A 17091-nucleotide genomic window follows, 5' to 3' on the forward strand; every position below is an offset into this window, starting at 1 on the left:
GGGGCGTGGCGGCTTTCGAAGGTCTCCGGCTCCCGGGCAGCGCCTGGGAATGCGGGATGGGGAGGGCGGGAATCGCGCGGGGACGAAGGATGAGCCGTAGCCGAGGCGCGCCCCATCGCATCGGCTTGGCCGGCACCAGGTTCCGGCGGCGGGGGGTACCGCCATCCCGGCGGGGTGAGGCCTGGAGAGCCCTTCACCCATCAACCGCGCCACACCTGCGCACCGATGGGACATCACGCCAGTCAGCGGACAACGAAAAACCCCCGAGGCCTTCCAGCCCCGGGGGTTCCCGAACCTACCCGCAGGTGCGGGGCTGGTCTTACTCCTCGCCGGCCATCTCGCGGCGGCGACGGATCGCCGCACCCAGGATGTCGCCGAGGGAGGCACCGCTGTCGGCGGAACCGTATTCCTTCATCGCCTCGCGCTCCTCCTCGATCTCCTTGCCCTTGATGGTCAGGGCCAGGCGACGGGCGGCACGGTCGACGGCAGTCACGCGCGCATCGACCTTCTCGCCGATGGCGAACTTCTCCGGCTTCTGGTCACCGCGGTCGCGGGCGAGTTCGGCGCGCCGGATGAAGCCGGTCAGCACGTCCTCGACCTTCACCTCGATGCCGTTCGCCTCGACCTTCGTCACCACGCAGGTGACGATGTCGCCCTTGCGGACGCGATCGAGCACCTCGGCGGCCGGGTCGGCCTCAAGCTGCTTGATGCCGAGGGAGATGCGTTCCTTCTCCACATCGACGTCGAGCACCTTCGCCTTGATGACCGTGCCCTTGGTGTAGGCCTGCATCGCGGCTTCGCCGGCTTCTTCCCAGGACAGGTCGGACATGTGGACCATGCCGTCCACGTCCGGGCCGACGCCGATGAACAGGCCGAACTCGGTGATGTTGCGGATCTCGCCCTCGATGATCGAGCCCGGCGGATGGGCTTCGAGGAACAGCTCCCAGGGGTTGCCCTGGGCCTGCTTCAGGCCGAGCGAGATGCGGCGCTTCGGCTCGTCCACATCGAGGATCATGACGTCCACCTGCTCGGAGGTCGCGACGATCTTGCCGGGATGGACGTTCTTCTTCGTCCAGGACATCTCGCTCACATGGACGAGGCCCTCGACGCCCGGCTCCAGCTCCACGAAGGCGCCGTAGTCGGTGATGTTGGTGACGCGGCCGGCGAACTTCGCGTTGACCGGGTACTTCAGCGCCACGCCGTCCCACGGGTCGGACATCAGCTGCTTCATGCCGAGGCTGATGCGCTGCGTCTCGGAGTTGAAGCGGATGACCTGCACCTTCACCGGCTGGCCGATGGTCAGGGCCTCGGAGGGGTGGTTGATGCGGCGCCAGGCGATGTCGGTGACGTGCAGCAGGCCGTCCACGCCGCCCAGGTCCACGAAGGCGCCGTAATCGGTGATGTTCTTCACCACGCCGTCCAGGATCATGCCTTCCTTGAGGCCCTGGATCAGCTCGCTGCGCTGCTCCGCACGGGTTTCCTCCAGCACCGCGCGACGCGACACCACGATGTTGCCGCGGGCGCGGTCCATCTTGAGGATCTGGAAGGGCTGGGGCGAACCCATCAGCGGGCCGACATCGCGCACCGGGCGGATATCGACCTGCGAGCCGGGGAGGAAGGCCACCGCACCGCCGAGATCGACGGTGAAGCCGCCCTTCACGCGGCCGAAGATCACGCCGTTCACGCGCTGGTTGGCGGTGAAGGACTTCTCCAGGTTGGTCCAGGCCTCCTCGCGGCGGGCCTTTTCACGGGACAGGACGATGGTGCCGTCCCGGTCCTCGTAGCGCTCGACGAACAGCTCGATCAGGTCGCCGGGCTTCACCTCGGGCTTCATGCCCGGGGCAGCGAATTCCTTGAGGGGCACGCGCCCCTCGCTCTTCAGGCCGACATCGACGACCGCGACATCGTCATCCACGCGGATGACCTTGCCGGTGACAACGGAGCCGGCGAAGCCGGTGTCGGCACCAAGGGTCTCGTCGAGAAGGGCGGCGAAATCCTCGCTACCCACGCGGTCGGCGGTAATGGTGGCCATGCAGATGTTTGCTTTCCGGTATCGGCCCACCGCCTTGCGGTGGGGAGATGCGGCCTGCGCGCCCGCCAGAAGCGGGAACGACGTGACCCGGCGCGCCTGATGCGGCTGCGAACACGGATCCGATGGATGGGCGCGTAACGGTCCGCCCGGGTTCCGGCCCCGCAAGCGAGGCAATATCTTCCGAAACGTGAAAGACAGGGGCGCTTAATCTCGGGCAGGAAAAGAGTCAAGAAGAAGCCGGTGCAGGCCGGGCCATTGGACAGGTTCTGCCCCTCCGAACCTCACACCGCCAAAGGCCCGGGGCCTCCGGACACCGTCACCTGGCCGTGCGGGGCAGTCAGGCTTTTCGGGGAATGCACCGCGGGGCACGACCAGCGGAACATTCCAGGTTGACGTGCACCCGCATCCGTCGCGATGCCCTGCCTGGGCGATGCTGTTTCCGGGCGCCCCCGCGCACCCAGTCGCGCCTCGGCGCCCATGTCGGCAGCCGGGCGCGGTGCCGATGGCCGGGCTTCCAAAGGCCCACTGGCCTTTGGTGGGGCGGCTTGGAGGGGCACAAGGTTCCTCCGATCGTCACGCAGGCCCGTTGCGACGCGTCAGGCCGCCGCGCGGATCGCCGCCGCCTTCACGTCGTCGCCGACCGCGCCGGCGAAGGTCGTGAAGTTCTTCTCGAACAGCCCGACCAGGTTCGCCGCGGTGCGGTCGTATGCCGCCTTGTCGGCCCAGGCCTCGCGTGGGTTCAGCACCTCGGACGGGATGCCCGGCACGGCCTTGGGCATCATCAACCCGAAGAACGGGTCGCGGACGAATTCGACCTTGGCGAGCGAGCCATCGAGTGCGGCGCGCAGCAACGCGCGCGTCACCTTGATCGACATGCGCGACCCGGTGCCGTAGGCGCCGCCCGACCAGCCGGTGTTGACCAGCCAGCAATCCGCGCCGTGCTTCGCGATCAGGTCGGCCAGCATGCGGCCATAGACTTCCGGATGGCGGGGCAGGAAGGGCGCGCCGAAGCAGGTGGAGAAGGTCGCCTGCGGTTCCTTCCCCAGGCCTTTTTCCGTGCCCGCGACGCGCGCGGTGTAGCCGGACAGGAAGTGGTACATCGCCTGCGCGGCCGACAGCTTGGAGATCGGCGGCAGCACGCCGAAGGCATCCGCCGTCAGCATCACGACGTTCTTCGGCAGGCCGGCGGTGCCGCGTTCCACCGTGTTCGGGATGTAGTGGATCGGGTAGCAGGACCGGGTGTTCTCGGTCAGCGACCCGTCATCCAGGTCGACCACGCCATCGGCATCGGCGACGACGTTTTCCAGTACCGTGCCGAAGCGGTGGGTCGCGGCCCAGATCTGCGGCTCGGCGTCCTGCGACAGCTTTATGACCTTGGCGTAGCAGCCGCCTTCGAAGTTGAAGACGCCGGTATCCGACCAGCCGTGCTCGTCATCGCCGATCAGCGCGCGCTCGGGGTCCGACGACAGCGTGGTCTTGCCGGTGCCCGACAGGCCGAAGAACAGGGCGACGTCGCCATCGCGCCCGACATTGGCGCTGCAATGCATCGGCAGCACGTCGCGCGCCGGCAGCAGCCAGTTCATCACGGTGAAGATGCTTTTCTTCACCTCGCCGGCATAGGAGGTGCCGGCGATGAGGATGGTGCGCGTCGCCAGCGACAGGGCGATGACGGTGCCGGTGCGGCAGCCATCGGTGCCGGGATCGGCCTCGAATTCCGGGGCGTGCAGGATGGTCCAGTCGGGCGCGAACCCGTCCAGCGCATCCTTTTCCGGGCGGATGAACATGTTGCGCGCGAACAGCGCATGCCAGGCATTGGTGGTGACCAGCCGGACGCGGATCCGGTGCGCGGTGTCGGCGCCGGCGTGCAGGTCCTGGGTGAACAGCTCCGCCTTCTGGCCGAGATAGGCGCGCACCTTGGCGACCAGCCCGGCGAACTGATCGGCCGGCAGCTTCTGGTTGATCTTGCCCCACCAGACGGCGTCGCGCGTCTCGGGCTCATCGACCACGAACTTGTCCTGCACCGAACGGCCTGTGTGCTGCCCGGTCACGGCGATGAAGGCGCCATCGGCGGACAGCCGGCCCTCGCCCCGGCGTAGCGCCTGGGCCACCAGGGCCGGCGCGGTCAGGTTCGCATGGACCTCGCCGCTCGGGGAGACGCCGGTGCCGGCAACGGCGGGGTTCTTGGACAACATGCGGGGCCACTCTCCTGGGGTCACGTCGCGGTTGGTGACGGCGCCGTTTCATCGCCCCAAACGGCAGAATTACGGCGGAACACCGCCGAATCTCAGCCGTTCAGGCGCGCACGCCCCTCCCGCGCCGCGCGGATCAGCGCCGCGCGAACACCATCGGAATCGCTTAACCGCGCTAAGAACGCAAGACGAACCGTCTGGTTACCGTCGGATATGTCGCAGCCATCCACATCGACCGCGACCAGCCGCCAGGCGCCGGGTCCCGCGCCGAGCATCCCCTCCGCGATTGCCGCCACGGCATTGGCGTGGTCGGCGTTCACATGGGCGATGATCTCGGCCTCCGCGGCCAGGATGGCGGTGACGGCAACCGGGTCCGGGGCCAATTCGCCGGCCTTGATGCGTTCGGCGCGCGCGAAGCCGCCGACATGAAGCGCGCCGCCGATGCGCAGCCGCCACAGGCCGAAATCGGCGAAATCCGCGTAGAGCGCGGCATAGGGATGGCGCGCCAGCCAGCGTGCCTTGAGCGGCGCGACCTCGGCTTCCGGCACCGGTTCCGCCAGGCCTGTGACCGTCACCCGCGGTGCAGTCTGCGGGTTGGGGCTGTCCGTCGTGCCGGTGAACAGCAGCGCGCAGCGCGGTTCGGCGGCCAATTGCCTGGTATGGGCCGACAGGGTGGACAGCCACAGCAGGGGCGACAGATCAGGTGCCGGGGCCGGCGTGACCAGGCTGGCGAAGGGCTGGCCCTCGGCCGAGGAGGCGAGGGTCGCGGCATTCGCACCGCGGATCAGGCCGATGGCCTCGCGAATCCCGTCCTGCGATGCCATGTCTTCCTCCGGCCCGGCTCATGCCACAATCGGGCGCGAAACTGACGTGACAGCCGCCGCCGCGCAATCGCGGCGCAAGGTTGCCCGAGCACCGGAAAGAGATATGGCCCAGACCATCGCCCTCGTGGACGACGACCGCAACATCCTGACCAGCGTCCAGATGACGCTGGAGGCGGAGGGCTACACCGTCCGCACCTTCACCGATGGCGAAAGCGCGCTGCAGGGGCTGATGTCCAAGCCGGCCGACCTCGCCGTGCTCGACATCAAGATGCCGCGCATGGACGGCATGGAGCTGCTGCAGCGCCTGCGCCAGCGGTCCAACATGCCGGTGGTCTTCCTGACGTCGAAGGACGAGGAAGTCGATGAGCTCATGGGCCTGCGCCTGGGCGCCGACGACTACATCACCAAGCCCTTCAGCCAGCGCCTGCTGCTGGAACGCATCCGCGCCCTGTTGCGGCGGAACGAGGCTTCGCGCGCCGAAGGGTCGGGCGCGCCCCCGGGCGGCGTGATCGCCCGCGGCGACCTGGTGCTGGATGAGACGAAGCACACCTGCGTCTGGAAGGGAAAGCAGGTGCAGCTGACGGTCACGGAATTCCTGCTGGTCAAGGCGCTGGCCGTGCGCCCCGGTATGGTCAAGAACCGCGACCAGCTGATCGATGCCGCCTATGGCGAGAACATCTATGTCGATGACCGCACCATCGACAGCCATGTGAAGCGCATCCGCAAGAAGTTCCGCCAGACCGACAACGTCTTCGACCAGATCGAGACGCTGTACGGCATCGGGTATCGCTACAAGGAAGCCTGAGCGGCCGGTGCCGTCGTGAAAGGGTCGATGCAGCAGTGAGCGCGCAGCCGGGTCCGACCGATGCCTGATGGCGCCGCCGCGCGGCTACAGGGCAAGGGCGCCGCGACATCGGCGCCCGCCGCGCCGCGCGCGCCGCGGCGGCGCTTCTCTCCGCTGCTGCGCCGCATCCTGCTGGTCAATGCCGTGCCGCCGGCGCTGCTCGCAGCCTCACTGCTCTACCTCGACCAATACCAGAACGGGCTGCTGGCCGCCGAAGTGGAGGCGCTGCGCACACAGGCCCGCATCTATGCCGGCGCCATCGCCGAGGCCGCGGTACGCATCGATGGCGACCGCGCCATCCTGGTGCCCGAGGCCGCCCGCCCGCTGCTGCGCCGGCTGGTGGAACCATCCCCCAACACCCAGGCCCGGCTGTTCGACAATACCGGGCTGATGGTGGCCGACAGCCGCGTGCGCGAAGGCCCCGGCGGGGCGGTGGTCAGCGAGCCGCTGCCGCCGCCGGAACCGCGCGGCGCCCTGACCTCGACGGTGGCCGGGGTCTATGACCGGCTGGTGTCGGTGCTGCCGGGCACGCTGCGCGGCGGCACCGAGGCCGGTGGCGTCGCCGTCACCGTCGGGCCGGAGGCGCCGGATTTCGACTGGCAGCCTGACCTTGGCCCTGACCGGCGGGAGGAATTGCGCCTCGCCTTGGAAGGCGGCGTGCGGCCCTATATCCGCCGCACAGGCGATGGCCGCTTGCTGGTCTCGGTCGCCGAGCCTGCGCGCCGCGGCGGGCAACCCATCGGCATCGTGCTGCTGACGCGCGAGGCGCGGGAGGTGGATGAGCGGCTGTTCCAGATCCGCGCCTCGGTGCTGATGCTGTTTGGCACGGCGCTGGTGCTGACAGTGATGCTGTCCTTCTACCTGGCGCGCACCATCGCCACGCCGATGCTCGACCTGGCGCGCGCAACGCAGCGCATCCGCGAAGGCGAGGGGCGCGAGGAATCCGTCCCGGAACCGCTGCTGGCCCGCAATGACGAGATCGGCACCCTGGCGCGCGACCTGCAGAATTCCGCCCGGGCGCTGTGGGCGCGCATCGATGCCAATGAGCGCTTCGCCGCCGATGTGGCGCATGAGCTGCGCAACCCGCTGACCTCAGTGCGCAGCGCGCTGGAAACCCTGCGCCGGATCGAGAACCCGGAAAACCGCAACCGCCTGCTGGCGATCATCGCCGATGACGCGGTGCGGATGGACCGGCTGATTGCCGATATCAGCGATTCCTCCCGCGTCGATGCCGAGCTGTCGCGCACCATCTCCGCCCCGGTGGACATCGCGCCGATCCTGTCGGCCCTGTCCGAGTTGCATGAGGCGACGCGCAATGGGGAGGACGACCCCTCGGTCGCGCTGGAGGCCGAGCCGGGCCCGCTGGTGGTGCGCGGCGTCGAGGGCCGCATCGTGCAGGTGTTCCGCAACCTGCTGGGCAACGCCTTGTCCTTCAGCCCGCGCGGCGGCCGCGTGCTGGTCAAGGCGCGGCCGATCGGGGCCATGGTGGAAGTTGCCATCGAGGACCAGGGGCCTGGCATCCCGGAACAGAAGATCGAGAGCATCTTCGAGCGCTTCTATTCGGAACGCCCGCATGGCGAACGCTTCGGGCAGCATTCCGGGCTGGGCCTGTCCATCAGCAAGCAGATCGTCGAGGGGCTGCGCGGGCAGATCTCGGCGGAGAACATGCGCGATGCGGAGGGCAAGGTCCTGGGGGCGCGGTTCGTGGTGCGGCTGCCGGCGGCGTAGGGGGATCGGAAAGGGGCGCTGCCCCTCTCCGAACCTCTCCCCGCCAAAGGCCAGTGGGCCTTTGGAAACCGTCACCTGGCGCCGGGCACCACGGTCGGATGGGTGTGGGCTGGTCGCATCTTGCACTGAGGGAGGAAGTTCCCAGACGGCCGGGCCTATCGGGCGCGTCTCAGCACGGCGGGACCGCCGCGGCGGGCGCCTGGTGCCGGCGGTCCAGAGGTCCTGCGCCTTTGCCGGTGTGATGTTTGGAGAGGGGCGGAGCCTCTCTCCAAGTACCGCGCGACTCGGCGGCCCCTTGCGGACGGACCGCGAACGCCGTTGTGCCGAGTCAAGCCAACCACCCACAAGTGCTTGATTTCGGGCGGCTTTGCGACTCGGGGGGACTTTGTCAGCGATTCGTTCCTGCGACTCGGACCAAGCCTTTGATTCCGCATGCAGCACCCCGAGCGAATCGGCCGGGCTGAATCACCTTCTGTTCCAGGCCCGTCAGGCAGGCCGCCGCGCCAGCGACCAGGACAGCGCCGCCAGCAGCACCGCGGCGACACCAAGCGAGGCCCCGAGCCCGATTGTCGCCGCCCCCAACCCGAAGGCGATCGGTCCCAGCGACTGCCCGGTGAAGAAGGAAAAGGCGTGCAGCGACACCGCGCTGCCGCGGAATTGCTGGGACAACTCCGTCGCCCGCGTCTGGATCGCGTTGTGGATCATGTAGAACGCCGTGCCGAGCAGGAAGCCGGACAGCACCGCGACCCACAGCGCGGGGGCGATGGCGAGACCGACCAGCGCCAGGCAGCCAATGCCGCCCCCCAGCCGCACGACCCCGGCCTGGCCGAAACGCACCAGCAGCCATCGCGCGAGCGCGGCGTAGCCCAGCCCACCCAGCCCAAAGGCGCCAATGGTCAGGCCCGCTTCCGTGGTGCCGCCGATGCCGCGGCCGATCATCAGCGTCGCGATGAAGGGGAAGGACCCGAAGACCAGCCCGCCCTCGGCCGCCACGGTGGCATACAGCGGGATGGCCTGTGGATTGGACAGGATGGTGCGATACCGCCTGGCCGCGACGACGGGGTCGTAGCGGGTGATGGGTTCTTTCGCCGCGCCGCGCGATGCGGCGACCAGCGTGATCGCGCCGATCACAGCGGCGGCGGCGCAGAACACCAGCATGCCGCGCCAGCCGGCGAAGGCCGCGATCGGCCCGGCGATCGCCCCGCCGGCGATCTGGCCGGAAATGCCGAACACCAGCATGCGCGACAGCGCCACCTGCCGGTCCCGCAGCGGCACCGCATCGGCCATGATGGCCAGCGTCAGCGGCATCATCCCGCCCGCGGCTGCTCCCGACAGCGCCCGGAAGGTCATCAGCCAGCCGAGCGACGCCGCGACCGCCGACAGCAGCAGCATGACGACCAGCAGGCAGATGCAGAGCGTCACGACCCGTCGCTTGCCGACGGAATCCGCGACCGGCCCCAGGATCGGCTGCACCAGGGCGAAGGGCAGGGTGTAGGCGGTGCCGAGCAGCGCCACCTGCGCCGCCGTGCTGCCCAGGTCGTGCGCGATGTCCACCACCAGCGGGTCGGTGGCACGGGTGGCGAGCGCGCCGGCGAAGACCGCCGGGCCATACATGGCCAGCACGCGGTTCATGCGGGCACGGCTGGATGCCGCGTCCTCGTCGGTCGCAGGGGGTGTCATGCCGCCATGCTGCGCCGCAGCGCAGCACGCCACAACCCGCATCCCCCGCAATGCTTTGCCGCCCTGGGCGCAGCCCGATAGGCTTCCGGCGGAAGCGGAGAATGCACCCATGGCCGAAACCCTGGCCGTCGCGCCGCCCGAGGCGGCGCCGGCCGAACATGTGGACGTCCTGATCGTCGGCGCCGGGATTTCCGGCATCGGCGGCGCCTATCACCTGCAGGAGCAATGCCCGGGGCGGCGCTTCCTGGTGCTGGAGGCGCAGGACGGTTTCGGCGGCACATGGCGGACGCATCGCTATCCCGGCATCCGGTCGGACAGCGACCTTTACACCTTCGGCTACCGGTTCAAGCCCTGGGTCGGACCGCCCATCGCGACCGCCGAGGAAATCCGGAAGTACATGGGCGAGGTCATCACGGAGAACGGCCTGGACCGCTTCATCCGCTATGGCCACCGCATCCGTTCGGCGCGCTGGGATTCAGCGGCCAACCTCTGGACCATCGAAGCCGCGCGCAAGGACGGCACCGTCGCCCGCTTCACCGCGAACTTCCTGTGGATGTGCCAGGGCTATTACCGGCACGACGAAGGCTTCACCCCCGAATGGCCGGGCATGTCGCGCTTCCGCGGCACCATCGTGCATCCGCAGACCTGGCCGGAGGACCTCGACTACGCCGGCCGCCGCGTGGTGGTGATCGGGTCGGGGGCGACGGCCGCGACCATCGTGCCGGCCATGGCCGATACGGCCGCGCATGTGACGATGCTGCAGCGCTCGCCCACCTTCTTCCGCACCGGGCGCAACGGCATCGACATCGCCGACGAACTGCGCGCGCTCGAGATCAACGAGGAATGGATCCACGAGATCGTGCGGCGGAAGATCCTGTTCGAGCAGGCGCGCTTCATCGACCGCACCCGCAGCGAACCGGAGACGGTGAGGACGGAATTGCTCGGCCAGATCCGTTCGCTGCTGGGCGACGACTACGACGTGGCGAAGCATTTCGCGCCCCGCTACCGGCCCTGGCAGCAGCGCCTTGCCTTCGTGCCGGATGCCGACCTGTTCCGCGGCATCGCCGCCGGTCGCGCCTCGGTGGTCACGGACGAAATCGAGACATTCACCGAGACAGGGTTGTTGCTGAAATCAGGCGAGACGCTGGATGCCGACATCATCGTGACGGCAACCGGTTTCCACCTGAACGTGTTGGGTGACATCGACTTCACCATCGACGGCAAGCCCCTGGCCTTCGGTGACACCGTCACCTATCGCGGCATGATGTTCACCGGCGTGCCGAATATGGCCTGGGTGTTCGGCTACCTGCGCGCCGCCTGGACGCTGCGCGCGGACATGGTGGCTGATGTCGTCTGCCGCCTGCTGAACCACATGGAGCAGACCGGCGCGCGGCGCGTCGAGGTGGCGCTGCGGCCGGAAGACCACAACATGCCCCTCGGCCCCTGGATCGACCCAGAGGAATTCAGCTCCGGCTACGTCGCACGCGGCAACCACCTGCTGCCGCGGCGTGGCGACAAGCCGGAATGGCAGCACACGCATGATTATTGGTCGGAGAAGAACGCCTTGCCGGCGATCGACCTGACGGATCCGGCGTTCGTTTACCGGTGAGGGGGCGCGGTCCCGATGGCGGCAGGATAGGTCTGGGAGGCGACGGAACCGGAGAGGGCCTTGCCCCCACCGGAGCTCCCCCACCAAAGGCTTGGAGCGTGGTGGCCGCAGGTGCGAATGCACCGGAGGTCTGAATCACGCGATCAAACAATAGGTTAGAGTGTGATGGGTGAACGAATGTGAACCAATCATGCTCCAACGCCTTTGGGAGCCTCGACTTGGTGCCGGGTGGGCGGGTGCGCCGCAACGCTGAAGGTCGCGCCTGACGCCAAACCGAATCCGGGCCCTGGTCCTGGCCGTCGGGCCGCGCGCCAAGTGACGGTTTCCAAAGGCCCACAGGCCTTTGGTGGGGAGAGCGCGAGAGGGGCAAGGCCCCTCTCGGTCCCGCCAGTCGCCGTCAGCCCTGCGGCCGCACGTCGCGGATCGTCTCCGCCCGCGATTCATCCAGCGGCCGCGACGGGATCTGCCCGCCCAGCGCCGCGAAGTCGATTGAACCGAGCACCACCCGCCGCACCGTCCGGTCAAATTGCGTGTGGTAGTAGAGCGTGCGGGTCCTGAGATCGACGACGGTCGTCCACTGCGTGGCGCTGAGCAGCACCTGCGGCACGCCCGGCGCGCCGGCATCTCCCCGCACGGCATCCACCGGCACGTTGAAGTTGTCGAGGATGCGGAAGGCTTCCTGCACCGTGTCGAAGCCGCCGGTGGTGGGGCGTGCGGTGGCCGCGAAGGCGGCGGCGCGGATGAAGCGGCTCGGCGGCGTGAAGTCCCCCGGCAGGCCGAGCATGCCGCTGCCTTCGCCCAGCGGCGCGAGGGTCATGCCGTCCACCGCGCGCGGCGCGCTGCCCCGGGCCGACAGGTTCACGTAGTTGCGCAGGTTGGTCATGTGCCAGTCATAGGTCGGCGCATTGGTGATGACGCCGATCGGCGTGTCGAAGATGCGCAGCGCGCCTTCATGCGCCTCGATGACGATGGCGCGGCCGGAGGCCTCGGTGACGATGATGTGGGCGGGGGCGGGGAAGCCGATCGCCGGTTCCACGATCGGCACGACGCGGATGCGCGCGACGGCGGCGCGGGCCTCGTCCACCGTGGCGCATTGCGTCAGCAGGAAGCCGGCCAGGTCCGTTATCGCCATGGAATTCGCGGCCTGCGCGGGGTCATAGGGCGAATAGACGGCGAAGCCCGGGTGATAGAACATCCCCACCGACAGGCCGGCGGTGTTCAGCCCGTCGACCACCACCGCCTTGCCGAGCGCGATGATGGCGACGGCATCGTGGCGCGCGGCCCAGGCGATGCCCGGCTTCCCATCCGGCATGGTCTGCGCCTTCAGCGCCGCGCCGGTGGGCACGGCCGCGATGCGCGGCATCATGTCGAAGCTGCCCCATTCCAGCGTGCGCCCGAAGATCACCGAGCCATCGGCCCCGCGCAGGGTGATGCCCGTGCAGGCCTCGGCCGCGCCTGGCCATGCCGCACCGGTGGTCGCGGCCGCGAGGCCGAGCATCAAAAGGTGGCGGCGTTCGAGGATCATGGATCCGGTTCCTTGTGTGATGACGACCGAAGACGATGCGGCGCGGCCACGCGGCGGCGACCCCACCGAGGGCATGACGGGGATGCAGTCTGGGGTCGCAACCATGGCCAAATCGTTTGCCGGTGGCAGGGCCACCAACAATCAACAATAAGGCGAATTATGACCGGTCAGCGCTACCTTATGGCGCGGCGCACGCCCTTGTGTTGGCCCGGCATGCGATGCGCCGCGGCCAGCACGCCATGCATCGGCCATGGCTGCGCAATCGCGCCGGGCGGGCGTCAGAACGCCATGGCCACGAGCGCGAAGGTGCAATCGGCAGGCAGCGCGGCGACGAAGCGACGCAGCGCCTGCAACGGCGGCGGATCGTCCTGCGGCGCGCCATAGACGTCGTCGAGCAATGCCACGATCTCATCGGGGCAGACCAGCGCGCACCAGCAGGCCGCGGCGGTCTGGCGGCCGGTCAGCAGCCCGCCATGGATGCGCTGCACCACCTCGGCGAAGATGTCGCCGGTGCAGGGCGGGAAGAAGGGGCTGATGCGATACGGCGCGCCCTCGATCGCCGGCATGTGGCCACGCAGCACAGGGGCGACCAGGTCGGGCCCGCCGATATAGACATCCCGGTACCGCGCAGCCGTCATCCTGCCTCCGTCAGCCCACCTTGTTGTCGATCAGTTCCTGCACCACGCCCGGATCCGCGAGGGTAGACGTGTCGCCCAGCCCTTCGGTTTCATTCGCCGCGATCTTGCGCAGGATGCGGCGCATGATCTTGCCCGACCGTGTCTTGGGCAGGCCCGGCGCCCATTGGATGGCGTCGGGGGTCGCGATCGGCCCGATCTCCTTGCGGACCCAGGCGACGAGTTCCTTGCGCAGCGCCTCGGTCGTCTCGACGCCGGCCTTGAGCGTGACATAGGCGTAGATGCCCTGGCCCTTGATCTCGTGCGGCATGCCGACGACGGCAGCCTCCGCCACCGCCGGATGCGCGACAAGGGCGGATTCGACCTCGGCCGTGCCCATGCGGTGGCCGGCGACGTTGATCACATCGTCCACGCGCCCGGTGATCCAGAAATAGCCATCGGCGTCGCGGCGCGCGCCGTCGCCGGTGAAGTACATGCCCTTGAAGGTCGAGAAGTAGGTCTGCCCGAAGCGCGCATGGTCGCCATAGATGGTGCGCATCTGGCCGGGCCAGGAATCCAGGATCACCAGGTTCCCCTCGGTCGCGCCTTCGAGGATGTTGCCCTCATTGTCCACCAGCGCCGGCTTGACGCCCGGCAGCGGCAGCGTCGCGGACCCCGGCTTCTGCGCGACCGCGCCCGGCAGCGGGCTGATCAGGATGCCGCCTGTCTCGGTCTGCCACCAGGTATCGACGATCGGGCAGCGTTCATCGCCCACCACGCGGTAGTACCAGAGCCAGGCTTCCGGGTTGATCGGTTCGCCCACGCTGCCGAGGATGCGGATGGATGACCGGTCGTGCTTCTTCACCGGCGCCTCGCCATCGCGCATCAGGGCGCGGATCGCGGTCGGCGCGGTGTAGAAGATGTTCACCTTGTGCTTGGCGCAGACCTGCCAGAAGCGGCCATTGTCGGGCCAGGACGGCACGCCTTCAAACATCAGCGTGGTCGCGCCGTTCGCGAGCGGGCCATAGACGATGTAGGTGTGCCCGGTGACCCAGCCGACATCGGCCGTGCACCAGTAGACCTCGCCGTCGCGGTAGTCGAAGACGTTCTCATGGGTGAAGGACGCCCACACCATGTAGCCGCCGGTGGTGTGCAGCACGCCCTTCGGCTTGCCGGTGGAACCGCTGGTATACAGGATGAACAGCGGGTCCTCCGCATTCATCTTCTCGGGCTCGCAGGTCTCGCCTTCGCCTGATGTGATGGCGTCCCACCAATGGTCGCGCCCGGCCATCATCTCGACCGCGCCGCCGGTGTTCTTCGCGACGATGACGTGGCGGATCGACGGGCAGGTCAGCAGCGCCTCATCCGCATTGGACTTCAGCGGCACCTTGCGGCCGCCGCGCCGGCCCTCATCCGCGGTGATCAGCAGCGTGCATTCGGAATCCTGGATGCGCGAGGACAAGCTGTCCGGGGAGAAGCCGCCGAAGACGATGGAATGGATCGCACCGACGCGCGCACAGGCCAGCATGGCGACGGCGGCCTCTACGATCATCGGCAGGTAGATGCAGACGCGGTCGCCCTTCTTCACGCCCAGCCGGCGCATTGCGTTGGCCAGCTTGCAGACGCGCTTGTGCAGATCCCGATACGTGACCTTCGCATCGCTGTTCGGATCGTCACCTTCCCAGATGATCGCCACCTGGTCGCCGCGCGTCGCCAGATGCCGGTCGAGGCAGGAGACTGAGGCATTCAGCTCGCCATCCCAGAACCACTTGATCGAGACATCGCCGGTGAAGTCCACCGCCTTGATCTTCGTGGGTTCCTTCATCCAGGCGACGCGGCCCATCTCGGTGCGCCAGAAGGCCTCGGCGTCCTGCGCTTCCGCCGCGACCATGGCCGCGAGCTTCGTCGCGTCGATACGCGCCTTGGCGGCGATTTCGGGCTTCACTGCGATGATGTCGTCCGCCATGGACTGGCCTCCCTGACCTCGGTTTCTTCTCTGCTTCGGGATTTGGTGCTCCGATTTGATTCAGGTCAACATTCACGCCCGCGCGGCTTGGTCAGGCGAAAAGAAGTCGCCCGCCCGGCAAGGCCGGACGGGCGACGAAGGCTGGGTCGGGAGGTGTCTCGAAGCGTCGGGCGTCAGTTCGTCCGAACCGGGGCGGGCGTCGCCGGGGTCGCCTGGCTGCGCTGGTCGGTGCGCGGCGCCGTGGTCGTCGTGCCGGCATGCGGCGCGGCGGGGGTCGTCGCACGCTGCGTCACGGCACCGGCCGCACTGCCGGCGGGCGTGCCGGCGGTCGCGCTGCCGCCCGGATTGGACGGGGTGGCGGGGCGCGCGGCCTGGGTCGGGGTGGCGGCCGGGCGCGCCTGGGTCTGGTGCTGCGTCGGAGCGGGGGTCGTCACGGCCTGGGCGGGCGCGGCGCCGGTGGCCGCCGGGCTGCCGCTCTGGGCGAAGCCGGGAACGGCGGCGAGAACGAGGCCGGTGGCGAGCAGGCTGGTGGTGATCGTCTTGCGCATGGTGACCGTCCTTTGATCGAGTGGCGCACCGTTGATCGGGTGGCGCAGGACAGAGTTGAGCCCCCGGCCGCGGCCGCGGCGGGGCGTCGGCAAGGTCCTTTCGGGGCGATCGCGGCGAAGCGGCGGCAGGCGTGGCGAATTGGTGGCGCGGCCCGCTACAGCCCCGCATCCTCCGGCACCAGGACCTGATCCTGCTCATCCACATGCGCCCGGATCGCTTCCAGGTATTCGCCGTAGCAGGGGCCGGACGTGCAGAACCCGTCCTCCACCCGGAACCGTGCGCCATGGGTGGAACACAGGATGTTCTGCTTCTTCGAATCGAGGAACCGGTCCGGCACCGGGTCCAGCGGCACGCCGATATGCGGGCAGGAATTCACATAGACCCAGACATGCCGTCCGCGCCGGATCGCGAACAGCCCGGTGAAGGCGCCAGGCGCCGGCGGGAAGCCCTTGGAGTTGCCGTCGGGAATGTCTTCGAGCGCGCAGAGCACGCGCTGCGGCGCCTGTGTCACTTGCCTTTCCACCCGCCCATCTTCGCCAGGATCTTCCAGTGCTCGGTCGAGATCGGCATGACCGACAGGCGCGACATCCGCACCAGCGCGATCCCCTCCAGCGACGGTTCCGCCTTGATGGCGGCGAGCGTCACGGCCTTCGGCACCGGCCCGACCGCCTTGAGGTCCACGCAGACCCAGGGGCTGCCTGCCTCGGCGGTCGCGTCGGGATAGGCCTCGCGCACCACCTCGACCACGCCGACAATCTCCTTCCCGATGTTGGAATGGTAGAAGAAGGCACGGTCGCCCTTCTTCATCGCCATCAGGTTGGCCTTGGCCATGTGGTTGCGCACGCCGGTCCAGGGTTCGACACCATTCGCCACCTGCTGGTCCCAGGAGAATGCGTCGGGCTCGGACTTCACCAGCCAGTGGTTCATGAGTCTCTTTTCATCCCTCAAACGGCGGGCGCCGGCCATCCGGCCGGCTTGCCTTCGCGCCCCGCGCTGATGCGCCGCGGGCGGCGGGCGGGTTGGGCGCGGTCGCGCTGTGCGCTCCGGGCCCGCGTGCCGCGGGCCTTGGGTGGGGGCGTGTCATTCGGCCAAGGCCCCATCCTTGTAGACGATGCGGTAGGGGTTGATCGAAACGCGGGCGAAGCAGCCGGCCTTGGCGAAGGGGTCGCCGTCGGTCAGCGCCTGCACCGCCTCGCGGTCCGGGGCGTCAAGGACCCGGACCGAGCCGGTCGAAAGGCCCTCGGCATCCATGATCGGACCGGCGATGGCCAGCATCGCGCGGTGCTGTTCCAGCCAGTCGAGATGCGCGGCGCGCACGGCGCGGCGCGTGGCGGCCATGCCGGGCTTGTCCTCGATGGTCACGGCAAACAGCATCACCCATCCCCCGGGGCGCCCCGCCAGGGATGCCGCCCCGCCGAGGTAACCCTGACCGGCGCCCGCATCAATATCCCGGCCCGCCGCCGCTGGCGTGACGCGTAACAGGGCGTTACGACGAGGACCCAACCGTGCCGCTTCAAAGAATGGCCGCCAT

General features: G+C 68.8%; 14 protein-coding genes. 3 read left to right on the forward strand and 11 right to left on the reverse strand.

Features of this window, described 5'->3' with window-relative positions:
• Positions 1-319 precede the first annotated feature (319 nt).
• The 3 genes from rpsA to AAFN86_RS05140 form a co-directional block, all read right to left on the reverse strand.
• Positions 320-2032 carry a 30S ribosomal protein S1 gene (rpsA, locus tag AAFN86_RS05130; RefSeq protein WP_347542148.1) on the reverse strand — a complete coding sequence of 571 codons (1713 nt, stop codon included), beginning with the start codon at positions 2030-2032 and terminating at the stop codon, positions 320-322.
• Between the two features lie 596 nt (positions 2033-2628).
• Complete coding sequence (locus AAFN86_RS05135; RefSeq protein ID WP_347542149.1) at positions 2629-4224, reverse strand: phosphoenolpyruvate carboxykinase; 1596 nt, start codon at positions 4222-4224, stop codon at positions 2629-2631.
• 92 nt (positions 4225-4316) lie between these two features.
• Entirely contained in the window at positions 4317-5045 is a 729-nt protein-coding gene (locus tag AAFN86_RS05140) for a DUF2470 domain-containing protein (protein ID WP_347542150.1), read from the reverse strand.
• Between the two features lie 103 nt (positions 5046-5148).
• Between AAFN86_RS05140 and AAFN86_RS05145 the strand changes: the two genes are divergently transcribed.
• The gene (locus tag AAFN86_RS05145; RefSeq protein ID WP_347542151.1) at positions 5149-5850 is read left to right on the forward strand and encodes a response regulator transcription factor; all 702 of its coding nucleotides are present in this window, start codon (positions 5149-5151) and stop codon (positions 5848-5850) included.
• Positions 5851-5910: 60 nt separating this feature from the next.
• Positions 5911-7617 (forward strand): stimulus-sensing domain-containing protein, encoded by a 1707-nt coding sequence (locus AAFN86_RS05150; RefSeq protein ID WP_347542152.1) that lies wholly within the window; start codon positions 5911-5913, stop codon positions 7615-7617.
• 486 nt (positions 7618-8103) lie between these two features.
• On the opposite strand, the gene AAFN86_RS05155 is transcribed toward AAFN86_RS05150, so the two are convergent.
• Positions 8104-9297: an MFS transporter gene (locus tag AAFN86_RS05155; protein ID WP_347542153.1), complete on the reverse strand. Its 1194-nt coding sequence runs from the start codon at positions 9295-9297 to the stop codon at positions 8104-8106.
• Positions 9298-9406: 109 nt separating this feature from the next.
• On the opposite strand from AAFN86_RS05155, the gene AAFN86_RS05160 reads away from it, so the two are divergent.
• A complete protein-coding gene (locus AAFN86_RS05160) occupies positions 9407-10906 on the forward strand; it encodes an NAD(P)/FAD-dependent oxidoreductase (RefSeq protein ID WP_347542154.1) in 1500 nt (499 codons plus the stop codon).
• Between the two features lie 397 nt (positions 10907-11303).
• On the opposite strand, the gene AAFN86_RS05165 is transcribed toward AAFN86_RS05160, so the two are convergent.
• From AAFN86_RS05165 to AAFN86_RS05195, 7 genes are all read right to left on the reverse strand, one after another.
• On the reverse strand, positions 11304-12431 hold the full coding sequence (locus tag AAFN86_RS05165; protein ID WP_347542155.1) for a linear amide C-N hydrolase: 1128 nt from the start codon (positions 12429-12431) through the stop codon (positions 11304-11306).
• A 278-nt stretch (positions 12432-12709) separates the two neighbouring features.
• Positions 12710-13069 (reverse strand): hypothetical protein, encoded by a 360-nt coding sequence (locus AAFN86_RS05170; RefSeq protein ID WP_347542156.1) that lies wholly within the window; start codon positions 13067-13069, stop codon positions 12710-12712.
• Between the two features lie 10 nt (positions 13070-13079).
• Complete coding sequence (acs, locus tag AAFN86_RS05175) at positions 13080-15011, reverse strand: acetate--CoA ligase (protein WP_347542157.1); 1932 nt, start codon at positions 15009-15011, stop codon at positions 13080-13082.
• A 173-nt stretch (positions 15012-15184) separates the two neighbouring features.
• Complete coding sequence (locus AAFN86_RS05180; protein WP_347542159.1) at positions 15185-15559, reverse strand: hypothetical protein; 375 nt, start codon at positions 15557-15559, stop codon at positions 15185-15187.
• Positions 15560-15714: 155 nt separating this feature from the next.
• A complete protein-coding gene (locus AAFN86_RS05185) occupies positions 15715-16071 on the reverse strand; it encodes a Rieske 2Fe-2S domain-containing protein (RefSeq protein WP_347542160.1) in 357 nt (118 codons plus the stop codon).
• On the reverse strand, positions 16068-16487 hold the full coding sequence (locus tag AAFN86_RS05190; protein ID WP_347542161.1) for an EVE domain-containing protein: 420 nt from the start codon (positions 16485-16487) through the stop codon (positions 16068-16070). Before AAFN86_RS05190 ends, AAFN86_RS05185 begins: the two co-directional genes overlap by 4 nt.
• Positions 16488-16640: 153 nt before the next feature.
• Positions 16641-16934 (reverse strand): YciI family protein, encoded by a 294-nt coding sequence (locus AAFN86_RS05195; RefSeq protein ID WP_347542162.1) that lies wholly within the window; start codon positions 16932-16934, stop codon positions 16641-16643.
• Between the last annotated feature and the right edge of the window lie 157 nt (positions 16935-17091).

The sequence above is a fragment of the Roseomonas sp. CAU 1739 genome (assembly GCF_039839775.1).
In the GTDB taxonomy this organism is placed as follows: Bacteria; Pseudomonadota; Alphaproteobacteria; order Acetobacterales; family Acetobacteraceae; genus Neoroseomonas.